This is a genomic window from Streptomyces monashensis (genome assembly GCF_001866665.1).
Classification (GTDB): domain Bacteria; phylum Actinomycetota; class Actinomycetes; order Streptomycetales; family Streptomycetaceae; genus Streptomyces; species Streptomyces monashensis.
The window spans coordinates 212,852-227,895 of sequence record NZ_MLYO01000018.1; the positions used below are offsets into that span (position 1 = coordinate 212,852).

At 74.1% G+C, this 15,044-nt stretch carries 10 protein-coding genes, 3 tRNA genes and 1 pseudogene; 11 read left to right on the forward strand and 3 right to left on the reverse strand.

The window, feature by feature from the left end; all coding sequences use genetic code 11:
* Positions 1 to 178: 178 nt before the first annotated feature.
* Positions 179 to 265: transfer RNA gene (locus BIV23_RS11095), tRNA-Ser, on the forward strand.
* A 67-nt stretch (positions 266 to 332) separates the two neighbouring features.
* Here BIV23_RS11095 and BIV23_RS11100 read toward each other — a convergent pair.
* Complete coding sequence (locus BIV23_RS11100; protein WP_071380620.1) at positions 333 to 1,205, reverse strand: bifunctional DNA primase/polymerase; 873 nt, start codon at positions 1,203 to 1,205, stop codon at positions 333 to 335.
* A gap of 357 nt (positions 1,206 to 1,562) precedes the next feature.
* Here BIV23_RS11100 and BIV23_RS11105 point away from each other — a divergent pair, with 357 nt between their 5' ends.
* From BIV23_RS11105 to BIV23_RS11140, 8 genes and pseudogenes are all read left to right on the forward strand, one after another.
* Positions 1,563 to 1,874 (forward strand): hypothetical protein, encoded by a 312-nt coding sequence (locus BIV23_RS11105; protein WP_071380621.1) that lies wholly within the window; start codon positions 1,563 to 1,565, stop codon positions 1,872 to 1,874.
* Between the two features lie 218 nt (positions 1,875 to 2,092).
* A pseudogene (locus BIV23_RS11110) lies at positions 2,093 to 2,989 on the forward strand (acyl-CoA dehydrogenase family protein).
* Positions 2,986 to 3,945, forward strand: a complete 960-nt coding sequence (locus tag BIV23_RS11115; RefSeq protein ID WP_071380622.1) for a bifunctional MaoC family dehydratase N-terminal/OB-fold nucleic acid binding domain-containing protein — start codon at positions 2,986 to 2,988, stop codon at positions 3,943 to 3,945. Before BIV23_RS11110 ends, BIV23_RS11115 begins: the two are co-directional and overlap by 4 nt.
* A 1-nt stretch (position 3,946) precedes the next feature.
* Positions 3,947 to 4,981 (forward strand): acyl-CoA dehydrogenase family protein, encoded by a 1,035-nt coding sequence (locus tag BIV23_RS11120; protein ID WP_425443474.1) that lies wholly within the window; start codon positions 3,947 to 3,949, stop codon positions 4,979 to 4,981.
* A complete protein-coding gene (locus tag BIV23_RS11125; protein ID WP_071380623.1) occupies positions 4,971 to 5,474 on the forward strand; it encodes a MaoC family dehydratase in 504 nt (167 codons plus the stop codon). Before BIV23_RS11120 ends, BIV23_RS11125 begins: the two co-directional genes overlap by 11 nt.
* The gene (locus BIV23_RS11130; RefSeq protein WP_071380710.1) at positions 5,471 to 6,637 is read left to right on the forward strand and encodes a lipid-transfer protein; all 1,167 of its coding nucleotides are present in this window, start codon (positions 5,471 to 5,473) and stop codon (positions 6,635 to 6,637) included. Before BIV23_RS11125 ends, BIV23_RS11130 begins: the two co-directional genes overlap by 4 nt.
* Positions 6,638 to 6,918: 281 nt before the next feature.
* Positions 6,919 to 7,512 carry a SigE family RNA polymerase sigma factor gene (locus BIV23_RS11135; protein WP_071380624.1) on the forward strand — a complete coding sequence of 198 codons (594 nt, stop codon included), beginning with the start codon at positions 6,919 to 6,921 and terminating at the stop codon, positions 7,510 to 7,512.
* Positions 7,513 to 7,678: 166 nt separating this feature from the next.
* Positions 7,679 to 9,334 carry a long-chain fatty acid--CoA ligase gene (locus tag BIV23_RS11140; protein WP_071380625.1) on the forward strand — a complete coding sequence of 552 codons (1,656 nt, stop codon included), beginning with the start codon at positions 7,679 to 7,681 and terminating at the stop codon, positions 9,332 to 9,334.
* Between the two features lie 74 nt (positions 9,335 to 9,408).
* On the opposite strand, the gene BIV23_RS11145 is transcribed toward BIV23_RS11140, so the two are convergent.
* A complete protein-coding gene (locus tag BIV23_RS11145; RefSeq protein WP_079173076.1) occupies positions 9,409 to 13,584 on the reverse strand; it encodes a hybrid sensor histidine kinase/response regulator in 4,176 nt (1,391 codons plus the stop codon).
* Between the two features lie 339 nt (positions 13,585 to 13,923).
* A complete protein-coding gene (locus tag BIV23_RS11150; protein ID WP_071380626.1) occupies positions 13,924 to 14,436 on the reverse strand; it encodes an SSI family serine proteinase inhibitor in 513 nt (170 codons plus the stop codon).
* Positions 14,437 to 14,599: 163 nt separating this feature from the next.
* Between BIV23_RS11150 and BIV23_RS11155 the strand changes: the two genes are divergently transcribed.
* Together BIV23_RS11155 and BIV23_RS11160 are read left to right on the forward strand one after the other, a co-directional pair.
* Positions 14,600 to 14,690, forward strand: a tRNA-Ser gene (locus BIV23_RS11155).
* A 202-nt stretch (positions 14,691 to 14,892) separates the two neighbouring features.
* Positions 14,893 to 14,965: transfer RNA gene (locus BIV23_RS11160), tRNA-Arg, on the forward strand.
* Positions 14,966 to 15,044 lie beyond the last annotated feature (79 nt).

A 15,044-nucleotide genomic window follows, 5' to 3' on the forward strand; every position in this document is an offset into this window, starting at 1 on the left:
GCCGCAGCCGCCGGGACACGTCCCCGCGAGCATGCCGGCCTCGGCGTTCGGCGGGCGCCCCGCTCGCTCCTGGGCGGGCTCGTGAGCGCTCTCCCGGTCCCGGTACCGGACCACGGCGCCCGCCGAACGCCTGCTCCCGGTACGCTGTTACCCGCTCCGTCCCAGGTGGACGGCGCGGGGAGGCGTGCCCGAGCGGCCGAAGGGAACGGTCTTGAAAACCGTCGTGGCAGCGATGTCACCGTGGGTTCAAATCCCACCGCCTCCGCACAGGTAGTGGATGTGCTGGTCAGAAGGGGTGCCCCGGTTCGGGGTGCCCCTTGTCCGTGCCCGGTTCACGGTCGGTGTCCCGTCATCCGGGCAGCCGAGGCGATCGTCGCGCGGGCCTCGCGTTCGGTCAGGCCGGTGCCCAGGGCCGCCTCGGTCAGGGCGTCCGCGAGGGCGGGGCCGAGGCCGTTCTCGTAGGCGCGGCAGGCCGCCCAGAACAGGCGGGTGTTGCGCTGGCCCTCGTGGGCGCTGAGGACGAACTGGACCAGGCCGCGGCCGTGGTCGCCGGAGCCGGCCGGGGCCGGGTGCGGGGCGCGCGGCGGGGGCAGGAGCAGGCGCAGGAGGGACGGCGGGCAGGGGGCGGGGGCCAGGTGTGCGGTGCCCGGCGCGGTGGTGTAGACGCCGTGCTCGGTGCGTGAGCCGGGGCCCACGAGGTAGCCGCCGGCGCCCCGGATGTCGATGCCGGGGGCGAGACGGCCGGCCGAGTTCGGTACGACGGCGTCCGGCGGGCCGGTGAGCCACAGATGGCGGCCGCCGCTCGGAGTCCGTACGACGACCGTCTCCGGAATCGTGAACAGATGCCGCAGGGCCAGTTCGCGCAGGGCGGTCGAGGAGTCCGTGCCGGACTTGGTGTCCAGGTCGACGCCGATCAGATGGTACGGGGGCAGCCCGCAGGCGATGCCGTAGCCGGTGGCCCAGGGGGCGGCGGCGAACAGCTCGCGGATGCGGGCGGGGTCGGTCGAGGCGTCGTACACGCCGTGGCCGAAGCGGCCGCACGCGCCGTGGCAGCGCGGTCCCGCCGGGTCGGGGTCGTCGCGGTGAGGGGAGCGCAGGGCCGGGAGTTTCGTCCGGGACAGGGGGATGACGGCCAGGCCGCGTTCGGCGGCGGACAGCGCGTGTGCGAGGGCCAGGGTCGTGGCCTGCCGGTCGGTGGTGGCCATGAATCTATGTTCGTACGTACGTTCGAAAAAGGGAAGGGGGTGCGCTCGGTGTGCGGGATGAGCCGGCGTGCGGCGGGGTGCGTGGCGGAACGGTTCACCGCTTGTGCCGCTTGGTAGGTGAATGGGCAGGTACACGCCTCCTGGGGGAGAGAAGGCGAATCGTGGCGATAGAGGTTTATCGACTTGTCCTCACACTTGCGTGCTAATCGGGGCATCCCGGGTGGTTCGCCGGGGATTCGGTGGGCAACTCTTGATTCGCGACGTCGTCCATGAAGTCGAGGCGGTCGGCCAACTGCCCTGACATCAGCTGTAGTTCACAAACTTCCGGCCTCTCGGGCCGCTTTCTGGAGGAACAAGATGGCAAGCATCCGTACCGCCCGCGTTGTCGCCGCCGTCGCTGCTCTCCCGCTCGCCGCCGCCCTGTTCAGCGGTGTCGCCGCCGCAGACAACGGCGCCATCGCAGGTCACGGATCGAACGCCGGTGTGGCGAGCGTCATCGGCAGCGGTGTCGGCCACGACAACTTCGGCAACTCCTCAACCACCCAGCAGAGTGCGGTCGGCAACGGCGCGTCGAACCAGAGCAACACCGCTCAGGTCAACGGTTCCGCCTTCACGGCCATCCGGCAGGGCAACGAGAACGTGTCCGTCAACTTCGCCAACCTCTGGTGAGCTCGGGACGAGGTCCCTCTCGGTGAGGGCCCTCGTGGGGTGTGCTTCGGGGTCGTAACACGTCGCGCGGCGGCACTTCGGTGCGGCCGCGTCGGCGTTTTCCCGGGCAGTGCGGCACGCGGGGCGCGGTCATGGAGCCGGCGACCTTGACACCTCCAGCAATCTGACGGACAGTCAGAAATCTTCCCGGGAAGGTCCGCGAGGCAGGGAGGCCCGCCGTGCACCTCGCCCCCACGCAGCGACAGCAGCGCCTGCGCGCCGAACTGCGCGCCTGCTTCCGCACCGTGCTGCCTGCGCGCGGCGAACCCGCCGACCCCTGCGCCCTGTTGCGCCGCATCGGCTCCGACGGCAGGCTGGGGATCGGGTGGCCGGTCGAGTACGGCGGCCGGGGCCGGGGCGCGGACGAGCAGTTCGTGTTCGTCGACGAGGCCCACCGGGCGGGCGCCCCGGTCTCCATGGTCACGCCCAACACCGTCGGGCCCACCCTCATGCGGTACGGCGGCGAGGAGCAGAAGACCCGCTTCCTGCCCCGGATCCTCAGCGGCGAGGCCGGGTGTCCGCGTCCCCGCCCGGAACCTGGTCGGCACCCAGCACGAGGGCCGGCCGCTGATCACCGGCCGGCTCAACCACGAACGGGTCGCGCTCGCCGCGCTCGGCACGCAGGCCGAGGAGTGTCCCGAAGCCGCGCTCGCCGCAGCCCGTACACCCGATCCAGTGAATCTGCGCCGCCGGATCGACGAGCCCGGGTGCGCCTGCGGGCGGCCGAGGCACATGCCCGTCTCGCGGCGAACCGCCTGCTCAGCCGACGTTTGGTGGCCGACGTGGGGGCGGGCCGACCGGCTCCCGGCGGGGCGAGCGGCGTGAAATTCGCGGGAACGGAATCGGCTGTCGCGACGTATCGCATGTGTCAGGAGATCGCGGGCGAGGCGGGACCGGTTCGCGCGGGTTCCCCGGGGGTCTTCGGGGGCGGCGAGCTGGAGCGGCTGAACAGGGCGGCGCAGATCAACACGTTCGGGGGCGGGGTGAGCGAGGTGCAGCGGGAGATCGTCGCGACGACGCGGCTCGGGACGGCACGGACGGCGCGAGCGGCCGGGACACGAAGGGGGCGGCGGTGAGCGCGGGGGTTCCGGAGACGGACGAGCCGGGTGTGCGGCTCGCGGGGTACGAAGGGCGGGCGGCCGCCGTCGCCGGCGTGGGCAAGGACCCGGTGAACCTGCCGATGATCCGGCACTGGTGCGAGGCGATGGGCGACACCAACCCCGGGTACGCGGGCCCGGACGCCGTCGCCCCGCCCACCATGCTCCAGGCCTGGACGATGGGCGGCCTGTCCGGACACGTGGGGCGCACGGGCGCCTACGACGAACTGGTCGGCCTGCTCGATGCGGCGGGCTGCACGTCCGTCGTGGCCACCGACTGCGAGCAGGAGTACCTGCGGCCCCTGCGCCCGGGGGACGAGGTGGCCTTCGACACGGTGATCGAGGCGGTGTCGGAGCGGAAGACGACGAAGCTGGGCACGGGCTACTTCGTGACGACCCGCACCGACGTCCGGGTCGCCGGGGAACTGGTGGGCACGCACCGCTTCCGCATCCTCAAGTACGCCCCCGCGCGCCGGGAACCGCCCGCTCCGCGCCCCCGCCGCCCCCGCCCGGTGGTCAACCGGGACAACGCGGGCTTCTGGGAGGGCGTGGCCGGCCACCGGCTGCTGATCCAGCGCTGCGCGGAGTGCGGCACCCTGCGCCACCCCTGGCTGCCGGGCTGCAACGCCTGCGGCTGTCCGGAGTGGGACACGGTCGAGGCGAGCGGCGAGGGCACGGTCCACTCGTACGTGGTGATGCACCATCCGCCCTTCCCGGCCTTCGATCCGCCGTACGCGGTCGGCCTGATCCAACTCGCCGAGGGCGTGCGGATGGTGAGCAACGTGGTCGGGGTGCCGTACGACAAGGTGCGCATCGGGCTGCCGGTCCGGGTGGAGTTCCGACGCTACGGGGCCGACGGGGCCGACGGGGGAGGCGGGGACGGCGAGGGCGCGCTGGTCCTGCCGGTCTTCCGGGTCGTCGAGGGCGAGGGCTGACATGGACCTCACGCCCACCGAGGCCCGGGCCGGGGCCCGCGATCCGGCCGTGCGGATCTTCGGCGACGTCGCCGGCCCCGACCGGCTGAAGGCGGCCGGGACCGGCAGCGCGCCGGAGCTGTGGACGGCTGCCCTGTGCGCGGCGGGCCTGGTCCGCGCGGTGACGGGCCTGGGCCTGCTCGGGCCGGTGCTGCTCCTGGAGGAACAGGGGCAGGCGACGGCCCAGGTGCCGTACGCGGGTGTGTACGGCCTGCGGGCCCTCACCGCGCACGGCGGCGACGAGCAGCGCGGCGCACTGCTCCCGTCGGTCGAGGAGGGCTCGGCGGTGGTGGCCGGGGTGCTTCCCGCGCAGGTCGTGGTGCGGGCCACGGTGCGGGGCTCGCGGCGGGTCTCGGCGCGGGAGGGTGCGCGGGCTCCGGCGCGCGGGGAGCTGACCGGCACGGTCCCGGTGGTGCCGTGGCTGCGGGACGCCGCCCATGTCCTGGTCGCCGACGCCGGCCGGGGGCTGTGGCCGGTCCCGCTCGGCCGGGGCACGGCCGTCACCCCGGTCGGGCTGACGGCGCCCTGGCCGGCGGGGAGGCTGACCCTCGACCGGGCACCCGCCGAGCCGGTGGGCGGCCCGGAGGCCCACACCGACGTCCTCGCCACCGCGCGTACGGCCTTCGCCGGGCTCCCGGCCGGGGTGTGCGCGGGCTCGGCGGCGCGGGCCGTGGCGCATCGGTGCCCGGGAGCAGCCCGGGCGCCCGCTGGCCACCCGGCAGACCGTCCGACTGCGCGCCGCCGACGCCCCCATGGACACCGAGGCGATCCGGGTGACGGCCTGCGAGGCGGCCTGGCGGCGGCACGCCGGGCCGCCGCACGCCACGCGCGCGCTGACCGCCGCCTGGTGGGCGTCCGAGGCGGGGCTGAGGTCCCCGCTCGGGCGAAGCCGAGAGTGGGGGAGTGCGGCCGCACGGGCCGGCAGCTGGACGCGTATCCGGGCTGCGGGGCAGAAGTGCTCTATGAACTGGGGGAGTTGATCGCACATGGCGAGTGAGGTCGCGGCGGAGCCGAGGGTGGGTGCCGAGCTGCCGCCGCTGGAGATCCCGGTCACGCGCACGCTGATCGTGGCAGGGGCCATCGCGTCCCGGGACTACCAGGACGTGCACCACGACGCGGAGCTGGCCCGGCAGAAGGGCTCGCCGGACATCTTCATGAACATCCTGACGACGAACGGCCTCGTCGGCAGGTACATCACCGACCACTTCGGGCCGACGGCGGTGCTGCGCAAGGTCGCCATCCGGCTGGGAGCACCCAACTACCCGGGGGACACGATGGTGTTGACCGGCCGGATCGAGGACGTCGTCGAAGACGACGACGGTGCCACGGCGACCGTGCGGGTCGTCGGCGCCAACGGCATCGGCCGGCATGTGACCGGGACGGTGACGGTCACCCTCCCCGGCGCAGGCGTGTCTCCCGGCGCAGGTGAGTCTCCCGGCACAGGCGCGTCGTCCGGCGTGGACATCTCTCCCGGCGGATGCGCGTCATGAGCGCGCGGACTCGGGACACCCTGGGCGGCCGCGCGGCGATCGCCGGGATCGGGGCCACCGCGTTCTCCAAGGACTCGGGGTGCAGTGAGCTGCGGCTGGCGGTGGAGGCGGTGCGGGCCGCGCTGGACGACGCGGGCCTGGCGCCGGCCGACGTGGACGGGATGGTGACGTTCACGATGGACACGAGCCCGGAGATCACCGTGGCCCAGGCCTGCGGGATGGGCGAGCTGTCCTTCTTCTCGCGGGTCCACTACGGCGGCGGCGCGGCCTGCGCGACGGTCCTGCAGGCGGCGCTCGCGGTGGCGACGGGCGTGGCGGAGGTGGTGGTCTGCTACCGCGCCTTCAACGAGCGCTCGGGCCGCAGATTCGGCGCGGGCGTGCAGCACCGGGAGCCGTCGGCGGAGGGGGCGGCGCTCGGCTGGGTGCTGCCGTTCGGGCTGCTCACCCCGGCCTCCTGGGTCGCGATGGCGGCCCAGCGGTATCTGTACGCGTACGGACTGACACCCGAGGTGTTCGGGCACGTGGCCGTGGTGGACCGTAAGTACGCGGCGACCAACCCGGCGGCGTACTTCCACGGCCGCCCCCTCACCCTCGCCGAGCACGCCGCGTCCCGCTGGATCGTGGAGCCGCTGCGACTGCTCGACTGCTGTCAGGAGACCGACGGCGGGCAGGCGGTCGTCGTCACCTCGGTGGAGCGGGCCCGGGACCTGCGGCGTCCCCCGGCCGTGATCGCGGCGGCCGCGCAGGGCGCCGGGCGGGCGCAGGAGCAGATGACCAGCTTCTACCGGGACGAGCTGACCGGCCTGCCGGAGATGGGCGTGGTGGCCCGCCGGCTGTGGCGGTCCTCCGGCCTCGGCCCGGCCGACATCGACGTGGGGATCCTGTACGACCACTTCACGCCGTTCGTGCTGATGCAGCTGGAGGAGTTCGGCTTCTGCGGCAGAGGGGAGGCGGCCGGCTTCGTCGCCGACGAGCGGCTGCCGCTGAACACGCACGGAGGCCAGCTGGGGGAGGCGTATCTGCACGGCATGAACGGCATCGCGGAGGCGGTACGCCAACTGCGCGGCACGGCGGTCAACCAGATACCGGGCGCGTCCCGCACCCTGGTGACGGCCGGCACAGGTGTCCCGACGTCGGGGCTGGTCCTGACATCGGACGGCTGAGCCGAGGGACGCCGGTGACCGCGGGCCGGGGTGCCGGCGACCGCCGGCCACGGGCCGGTTGCCGCAGGTCACGGTGGGGGCCACGGGCGGAGACCGCCGTACCCGTGCGAGCGCCCCCGCCCCGCCTCGGGGTCCGCCTCAGGGTCGAACCCGCAGACCGGGTGGACCCGTACTCCACCTTCAGGAGGTGGAGCCCGCCCCACCCCTACAACCTGAGGGGGACGCCGCTTCGGGACCTGCGGGCGATCCGCCGGGGCGGCTCCCGCTCCTAGCGTGGAGCCATGACCACACCCGTCTGCACCAGCGCCTCGGCTGCCGCCGCACCAGCGGGACAGACCCTCCCCCACGCCCGAGTGCGCCAGGGCGGCGCTGCCCCCACGTACCCGTCGTTCGCCTCGTACGTCCGGGCCCGCCAGCCGGTCCTGCTGCGCACCGCACGCTCGCTGACCGCGAACCCGAGCGATGCCGAGGACCTGCTGCAGACCGCGCTCGCCAAGACGTACGTGGCCTGGGACCGGATCGAGGACCAGCGGGCGCTGGACGGCTATGTGCGCCGTGCGCTGCTGAACACCCGGACCTCGCAGTGGCGCAAGCGCAGGGTGGACGAGTTCTGCTGCGAGGAGCTGCCCGAGCCGGAGCCGGTGCCCGGCGACGACGACCCGGCCGAGCGGCAGGCACTGCGCGACGCCATGTGGCGGGCGATCACGAAACTGCCGGCGCGGCAGCGGGCGATGGTCGTCCTGCGGTACTACGAGGACCTCAGCGAGGCCCAGACCGCCGAGGTGCTCGGCGTATCGGTGGGCACGGTGAAGTCGGCGGTGTCCCGTGCGCTCGGCAAGCTGCGGGAAAACACCGAGCTGGGCCTCATCCGCTAGCCGGCACCCCACGCGCACCCCACGCACTCCCCGGCCGGCACCCCGCCGGCGTCGGGTTCCCGTTCTCGTGGTGACGTACTCCCTAGTGACATACCGCGCGGTATGTGAGCAGAATCTGCCCTACCCCTACTGCCGCGCAGGGCAACGCCGCCCCGGGAGGACCGCCGTGCTGAGCACCATGCAGGACGTACCGCTGACCGTCACTCGGATCCTCGAACACGGGATGAGGATCCACGGGCAGTCCCGGATCACCACCTGGACCGGGGAGGGCGAGCCGCAGCGCCGCACCTTCGCCGAGGCGGGCGCGCGCGCCGTACAGCTGGCGAACGCCCTGCGGGACGAGCTGGGCGTCCGGGACGACGACCGGGTCGCGACGCTGATGTGGAACAACGCCGAGCACGTCGAGGCGTACTTCGCGGTCCCGTCCATGGGCGCCGTGCTGCACACCCTCAATCTGCGGCTGCCCGCCGAGCAGCTCGTGTGGATCGTCAACCACGCGGCCGACAAGGTCGTCATCGTCAACGGCTCGCTGATCCCGCTGCTCGCGCCGCTGCTGTCCTCGCTGCCGACCGTCGAGCACATCGTGGTCTCCGGTCCGGGCGACCGTTCCCCGCTCGCCGGTGCCGGTGCGCGGGTGCACGAGTACGAGGAACTGATCGCGGACCGGCCGACCACGTTCGACTGGCCCGAGCTGGACGAGCGCCGGGCCGCCGCCATGTGCTACACCTCCGGCACGACCGGCGACCCCAAGGGCGTGGTCTACAGCCACCGTTCGATCTACCTGCACTCCATGCAGGTCAACATGACCCAGTCCATGGGCCTGACCGACCAGGACACCTCCCTGGTGGTGGTTCCCCAGTTCCACGTCAACGCCTGGGGCCTGCCGCACGCCACCTTCATGACCGGCGTCAACATGCTGATGCCGGACCGCTTCCTGCAGCCGGCCCCGCTCGCCGAGATGATCGAGGGCGAGAGGCCGACCCACGCGGCCGCCGTGCCCACCATCTGGCAGGGGCTGCTCGCCGAGCTGACCGCCCGCCCCCGCGACGTCTCCGCCCTCACCCAGGTCACCATCGGCGGCGCGGCCTGTCCGCCCTCCCTGATGACGGCCTTCGACCGGCTCGGCATGCGGGTCTGCCACGCCTGGGGCATGACGGAGACCTCCCCGCTCGGCACGGTGGCCCGCCCGCCGGCCCATGCGGTCGGCACCGACGAGGAGTTCGCCTACCGCCTCACCCAGGGCCGCTTCCCGGCCGGCGTCGAGGCCCGGCTCAGCGGCCCCGACGGCGAGCGCCTGCCCTGGGACGGGGAGTCGGCGGGCGAGCTGGAGGTGCGCGGCAACTGGATCGTCGGCGCCTACTACAACGGCCCGGACGCCGAACCGCTGCGCCCCGCCGACAAGTTCAGCGAGGACGGCTGGCTGAAGACCGGCGACGTCGGCACCATCTCCCCCGACGGCTTCCTCACCCTCACCGACCGCGCCAAGGACGTCATCAAGTCCGGCGGCGAGTGGATCTCCTCCGTGGAGCTGGAGAACGCGCTGATGTCCCACCCGGACGTCGCCGAGGCCGCCGTGGTCGCCGTACCCGACGAGAAGTGGGGCGAGCGCCCGCTGGCCACGGTCGTCCTCAGGGAGGGCGCGCACGCCGACTTCACGACCCTGCGCACGTTCCTCGCCGAGGAGGGCCACATCGCCAGGTGGCAGCTCCCCGAGCGCTGGACGATCGTCGAGTCGGTGCCGAAGACGAGCGTGGGCAAGTTCGACAAGAAGGTGCTGCGCAGGCAGTACGCGGACGGCGCCCTCGACGTCACCCGCCTCTGACCCCGCGGGGCGGATACACCGGCCGGGCAGGAACGAACGGTTCCTGCCCGGCCGGTGACGTGTCCGGCGTTACGTCAGTTGGTGCCGATCCGCGCCAGCAGGTCCACGATCCGACTCTGCACGTCCGCGCTCGTGGACCGCTCCGCGAGGAACAGCACCGTCTCGCCCGAGGCCAGCCGGGGCAGGTCGGCCTGGTCGACGGCGGCGGTGTAGACGACCAGCGGGGTGCGGTTGAGCCGGCTGTTCGCCCGCAGCCAGTCGATGATCCCGGCGAACCCGGCTCCGGGCTGCCGGGGCTGCACCTGCATCAGGTCCATCACCACGAGGTTCGGCCGGAACTGCCCCGCGAGCGTCACCGCGTCGTTGTCGTTCGCGGCGCGCGCCACCTGCATGCCGCGCCGCTCCAGCGTCGCGGTCAGCGCCAGCGCGATCTCCGCGTGCTCCTCGATGAGCAGGACGCGCGGCGGGTGCTGCTCGCTGTCGCGCGGCGCGAGCGCCTTCAGCAGCACGGCGGGATCGGCGCCGTACGCCGCCTCGCGCGTCGCCTGCCCGAGTCCGGCCGTGACCAGCACCGGCACCTCGGCGGCCACGGCGGCCTGGCGCAGCGACTGGAGGGCCGTACGCGTGATGGGCCCGGTCAGCGGGTCCACGAACAGCGCGGCGGGGAAGGCCGCGATCTGCGCGTCGACCTCCTCACGGGAGTGCACGATCACCGGGCGGTAGCCGCGGTCGCTCAGAGCCTGCTGGGTCGTCACGTCGGGCGCGGGCCACACCAGCAGCCGGCGCGGGTTGTCCAGCGGCTCCGGGGGCAGCTCGTCGTCCATCGGCTGCGGCCGCGGCGGGTCCGCGACCTCGACGGCCCCGCCGGGACCGTCCAGCGGCTCGGGCCCCTCGGCGGCGTCGGCGTCCGGGGCGCCTATGGCGTACGACCGTCCGGCGCCCTCGGTGCCCGGCGCGGGCCGGGACTGTCCGCCGAGCGACGGCTGCGCCACGGCCGGCTGCGCGGTCGCCGCCTCGGCCGCCGGCTCCGGGCGGGCCGCCGGGTCGGGAGGCGTGCCCAGCTTGCGCCGGCGGCCGGAACCGCCGGGCGCGTGCGGCGGCGGGGTCTGCGTCTGCGCCGGCTGCTGCACCTGCGCCGCCTGCCGCGCGAACGGCACGCCCTGGCCGAGGGTGCGGACGCTGATCGCCCGCCCCTGCGTGGAGTTCGCGTCGGCCGCGGCGTCCTCGGCGGGCAACGGCTGCGCGGCCCGCGCCGCGTCGGCCACGGGGGTACCCGCGCCGGACGTGTCGTCGGCACCGGGCCACTGCTGAGGGACGGCGGCCGCGGGCGCCGGAGCCTGTCGGGCACCGGCGGTGGCCGCCGCGGTGGCCTCGGCGGGCAGCGGCTGCACGGCCGGGGTACCACTGGGCGGGGTCGGGGTCTGCGCCGGGGCCGGGGCCGCCCGGGCGGGCAGCGGCTGTCCGGGTACGGCGGGCGTGGCCGTGGCGGCGCCTCCCCGAACCGGTGCCGCGGCCTGCGCACCCGGCTGCGTACCGGACGCCGCCTTCCCCGGCGCGACCGGCTGGGCCGGCACCGGCACGGGGGCAGGCACGGGGGCGGGAACAGGCTGGGCCTGCGCGGTCTCCGGCGCGGGCGCACCCTGGGTCGGCGGGGCCACGGCACGGCGGCGCCGGCCGGTCGGCGCACTGGTGGGGTGCGGCTGCGGCGGGGTGTGGTCCTCGGACTGGTCGAGCGGTACGGCGTCGTGCCGGCCGGCGTCACCGGGTGCCGCCTCGTGCGGCTGCGGCTGCGGCGGGGCCTTGGGGCTCACCGGCTCGGCGGACTGCGGTGCGCGGTCGGCCTCGGCCGGCGGCAGGGCGAAGACCGGACGCGGGCCGGCCGCCTCCTGCGCGGCGGCGCGCTCGGCCGCGGCGGCCAGCGCCCGCCGGCGCCGCCCGGTCGGCTGCGCGCCCTCGCCCGGGGCGTCCTCCGGGGTGTCCTGCGGGGCACCAGGAGCCTGCTGCCCCGTGCCGCTCCCGGCCGGGAGCGCGGCCGGCAGCGCGGCCTGCGCCGGTGCCCCGGCGTCGGGGCGGACGGGCACGCCCTGCGGCGGTACGGCGGCGCCGAGTCCCGTACCGGCGGCGGCCGCGCCCGCGGCGTGCTCCGCCGCGGTCACCACGGCACCCTCGCTGACGCCCGCACCGTCACCGGCGTCACCGGCGCCGTTCTCGGCGGGCCGGCCACGGCGCCGTCCGGAGCCGCTGGACGATGCCGATGCCGATGCCGATGCCGATGCCGATGCCGATGCCGATGCCAGTGCCGGTGTCGAAACCGATGCCGGTGCCGTCTGCTCGCCCTCGGCCGGGACCACGGCGACGGCGGTCTCCTCGGCGGGCGCGGCGGCACGCCGGCGCCGCCGACCGGTCGGCGCGGGCGCCTCCGCCGCACCGGTGTCGGCCGTGCCGGGCACGTCACCGCTCTCCAGGAAGGCGTCCGTGGAGGCCCGCCGGGCCCGCCGCCGTCCGCCACTGCCCACCGTGTGCCCGTCGGCCGCGCCGCTCTCCTCCGCGGCGGTGTCGGCCACGGCCGGCAGGGCGGCCACGGATCCGGCGCCACCGCCGATCGGCACCTCCAGCACATACGCGCTGCCGCTCATGCCCGGCACCTCGTGCGTCTGGAGCACCCCGCCGTGGGCCCGCACGATCCCGCGCACGATCGGCTCGTGCACCGGGTCTCCCCCGGAGTACGGACCGCGCACCTCGATGCGGACGACCTCACCGCGCTGGGCGGCGGCGACCACGACCGTGTTGTCCAGGTAACCGCCCGTGGAGGCGGGCGCGTTGCCGGTGGCGTCGACGCCGGCCACGTCCGCCACGAGGTGCGCGAGCGCGGTCGCGAGCCGCCGCGGGTCGACCTCGGCCTCGATGGGCGGCGCGTGCACGGCGAACTGCACCCGGCCGGGGCCGATCAGCTCCACCGCGCCGTCGACACCGGCGGCGACGACGGCGTCCAGCATCACCTTCGTCCGGGTGATGTCCTCGCTGCCGGCGTCCAGCAGCTGGTAGCCGAGGACGTTGTCGATGAGGGTGGTGATGCGCGCGTACCCGGCGGACAGGTGGTGCAGCACCTGGTTGGCCTCGGGCCACAGCTGCCCGGCGTCGTCCGCGGCCAGCGCGGACAGCTCGCGCCGCAGTTCGTCCAGCGGCCCGCGCAGCGACTGCCCGAGCAGGGTCAGCAGTTGGTCGTGCCGCCCGGCGAGCGCCTCGTACCGGTCCTTCTCGCGCTCGGCGAGCGCCGCGTACCGCTCCTCGGCCGACGCGACGTCCTCCGCGTGCGCCTCGCGCAGCTCCTCGACCTCGGTGACGTGCTTCTGGCGCAGCGCGGTCAGATCGGAGGCGTGCTCCTCGGAGAGCCGCTCGATCTCCTCCGTGTGCGCCTTCTCCTGGGCGGCCTTCTCCTCGGCCAGCGCCTCGTACGGCCGCCGGTCGGTGAAGGTCATCACGGCGCCGACCAGCTGGTCCCCGTCGCGCACGGGAGCGGTGGTGAGGTCGACGGAGACCTTCTGGTCACCCTTGGACCACAGCACCTGCCCGCGCACCCGGTGCTTGCGCCCGGAGCGCAGGGTGTCGGCGAGCGGCGACTCCTCGTACGGGAAGGGGGTGCCGTCGCCGCGCGAGTGCAGCACGAGGCCGTGCAGCTCCTTGCCGCCCAGCTCGCCGGCCCGGTAACCCAGTATCTGCGCGGCGGCCGGGTTGACGAGCACGATCCGCCCGTCGGTGTCGGTGCCGACGACACCTTCCGCGGCCGCGCGCAGGATCATCTCGGTCTGCCGCTGCGAGCGCGCCAGCTCCGCCTCGGTGTCCACGGTCCCCGACAGGTCCCGGACGACGATCATCAGCAGCTCGTCGCCGGTGTAGCCGTAACCATCGTACGCCTGCTGCCCGTTCTCCAGGTTCGCGCTCGTGACCTCGACGGGGAACGACGAGCCGTCGGTCCGCCGGGCGAGCATCCGGGCCGGCTTGGTCCGACCGTGCGGGTCCATGTGATCGGGCCGCCGCATCGAACCCGGGATCAGCCGCGAGTCGAACTCGGGCAGCAGATCGAGCAGCCCACGCCCCACGAGAGCCGTACCCGGCGCCTCGAATGCCTCGAGCGCGATGGTGTTGGCGTTGACGACGGTTCCGTTGGCGTTGACCAGGACCAACGCGTCCGGCAGAGCGTCGAGTATGGCTGCGAGGCGAGCAGCGCCTCGGGATGGCCTGCTGCTCACGAGACGCCTTCCTCCCTGTTACCGCACCTTGCCGACCGCTCGGGCCATCTTGCCAACCGGCCCGCGACGTGTCACGCGAGGGAGTCTATGCGCACGTGTTGCGCTCGCGGCGCCGGATGAGAGGGAGGTCCCACGAGGAAGTGACATCGAACCTGTGCACGACCACCGACCGGGGCCCCGACTCCGGCCCCGGCTCCGCCTCTGGCTCCGGCGCGGCTCCGCAAGACCTTCGCGGGACCTTTACGGCCTGGGCGATGCGGGGGTGATCCGGCCGGGAGGCACGGCGGGCACCGCGGAGACTTCCGCGTTCCGCCCGCGCGCCGGGCCGCCGGCGGGCAGCTACGCCGGTCCCAGACCGGGCAGCAGCGGCACCATCCGGTCCCACCGCCCGATCTCGCACCCGTTGCTGCGGTCGTACACGGCGTCGACGGGCCGGCCGGCCCAGGTGCCGGTGACATGGGCGGTGGCCGGACCGCCGTAGATCATGGTGCAGACGGAGCCGGGGGGCACCGGGGCGAAGGGGTCGCGCCCCCATTCCGTCGTCCCGTCCAGCGCCCGGCAGGTCCCGGCCGGGTCCGGGTGGCTTCCGCCGTCCGGATGACAGAACAGTTCGTACGTCCCGTCCTTCCCGGACCCGGTGTGCGCCACGGCGACGGTCAGATGCTCCCCGGCCCGGTCCTCGGGCCGCACGGGCGGCGGCCCCGCGGGCGCCGCGACGGCGGGTACGGCGGCGAGGGAGACCAGGGCCGAGACGGCGGTGAGGGAGGACACGGCGAGGGCGGTGTGCGCGCCGTCGCGGCGCCCGTGCCGGAGGAGGACGCGCGCGGCCCCCCGCTGGGAGAGAAAGACCATGCCCTGCCCAACGGCTGTGTCGTCAGGACGTTGCGCCCCGCCGCGGAAGCCCTTTGCCCTGCGGCCCCCGTGCCTAGTACCGTGGAGCTCGATTGGTGACGGGCCGCGAGGCTGTGTCATCATCTGCACGCACCACTCGCGCGCTCGCGTGAGCGGTTGTGCTGGAGGCGTCGCCTAGTCCGGTCTATGGCGCCGCACTGCTAATGCGGTTTGGGCCTTAAAGCCCATCGAGGGTTCAAATCCCTCCGCCTCCGCACCGATCCCGAAGCCCCGGTCCTCAGGACCGGGGCTTCGGTGTTCCCGGATCATCGCCGCCCACTGCCCCTGTTTGGCGTTTTCGCAGGTCAGAAGGGGTGCGGGGAACGGATTTCACATGGCGGCGGCAGTCATGTAATGTTCTTCCTGTCGCCGGGACGGGCCGAAAGGGCCGAAACGAAGACAAGAACAAAAGAACAAGCACTCGTAGCTTAACGGATAGAGCATCTGACTACGGATCAGAAGGTTGCAGGTTCGAATCCTGCCGAGTGCACATCAGACCAGAGGCCCTGTGGAGTGATCCACAGGGCCTCTGGCTTTTGCTTTGACGGCAGTCTTTGACGGCAACCGCC

Coding starts and splice junctions, on each gene's coding strand:
- BIV23_RS11100 (WP_071380620.1), bottom strand. CDS start 1,205: ATGGCCACCACCGACCGGCAGGCCACGACCCTGGCCCTCGCACACGCG.
- BIV23_RS11105 (WP_071380621.1), top strand. CDS start 1,563: ATGGCAAGCATCCGTACCGCCCGCGTTGTCGCCGCCGTCGCTGCTCTC.
- BIV23_RS11120 (WP_425443474.1), top strand. CDS start 3,947: ATGGACCTCACGCCCACCGAGGCCCGGGCCGGGGCCCGCGATCCGGCC.
- BIV23_RS11125 (WP_071380623.1), top strand. CDS start 4,971: ATGGCGAGTGAGGTCGCGGCGGAGCCGAGGGTGGGTGCCGAGCTGCCG.
- BIV23_RS11130 (WP_071380710.1), top strand. CDS start 5,471: ATGAGCGCGCGGACTCGGGACACCCTGGGCGGCCGCGCGGCGATCGCC.
- BIV23_RS11135 (WP_071380624.1), top strand. CDS start 6,919: ATGACCACACCCGTCTGCACCAGCGCCTCGGCTGCCGCCGCACCAGCG.
- BIV23_RS11150 (WP_071380626.1), bottom strand. CDS start 14,436: ATGGTCTTTCTCTCCCAGCGGGGGGCCGCGCGCGTCCTCCTCCGGCAC.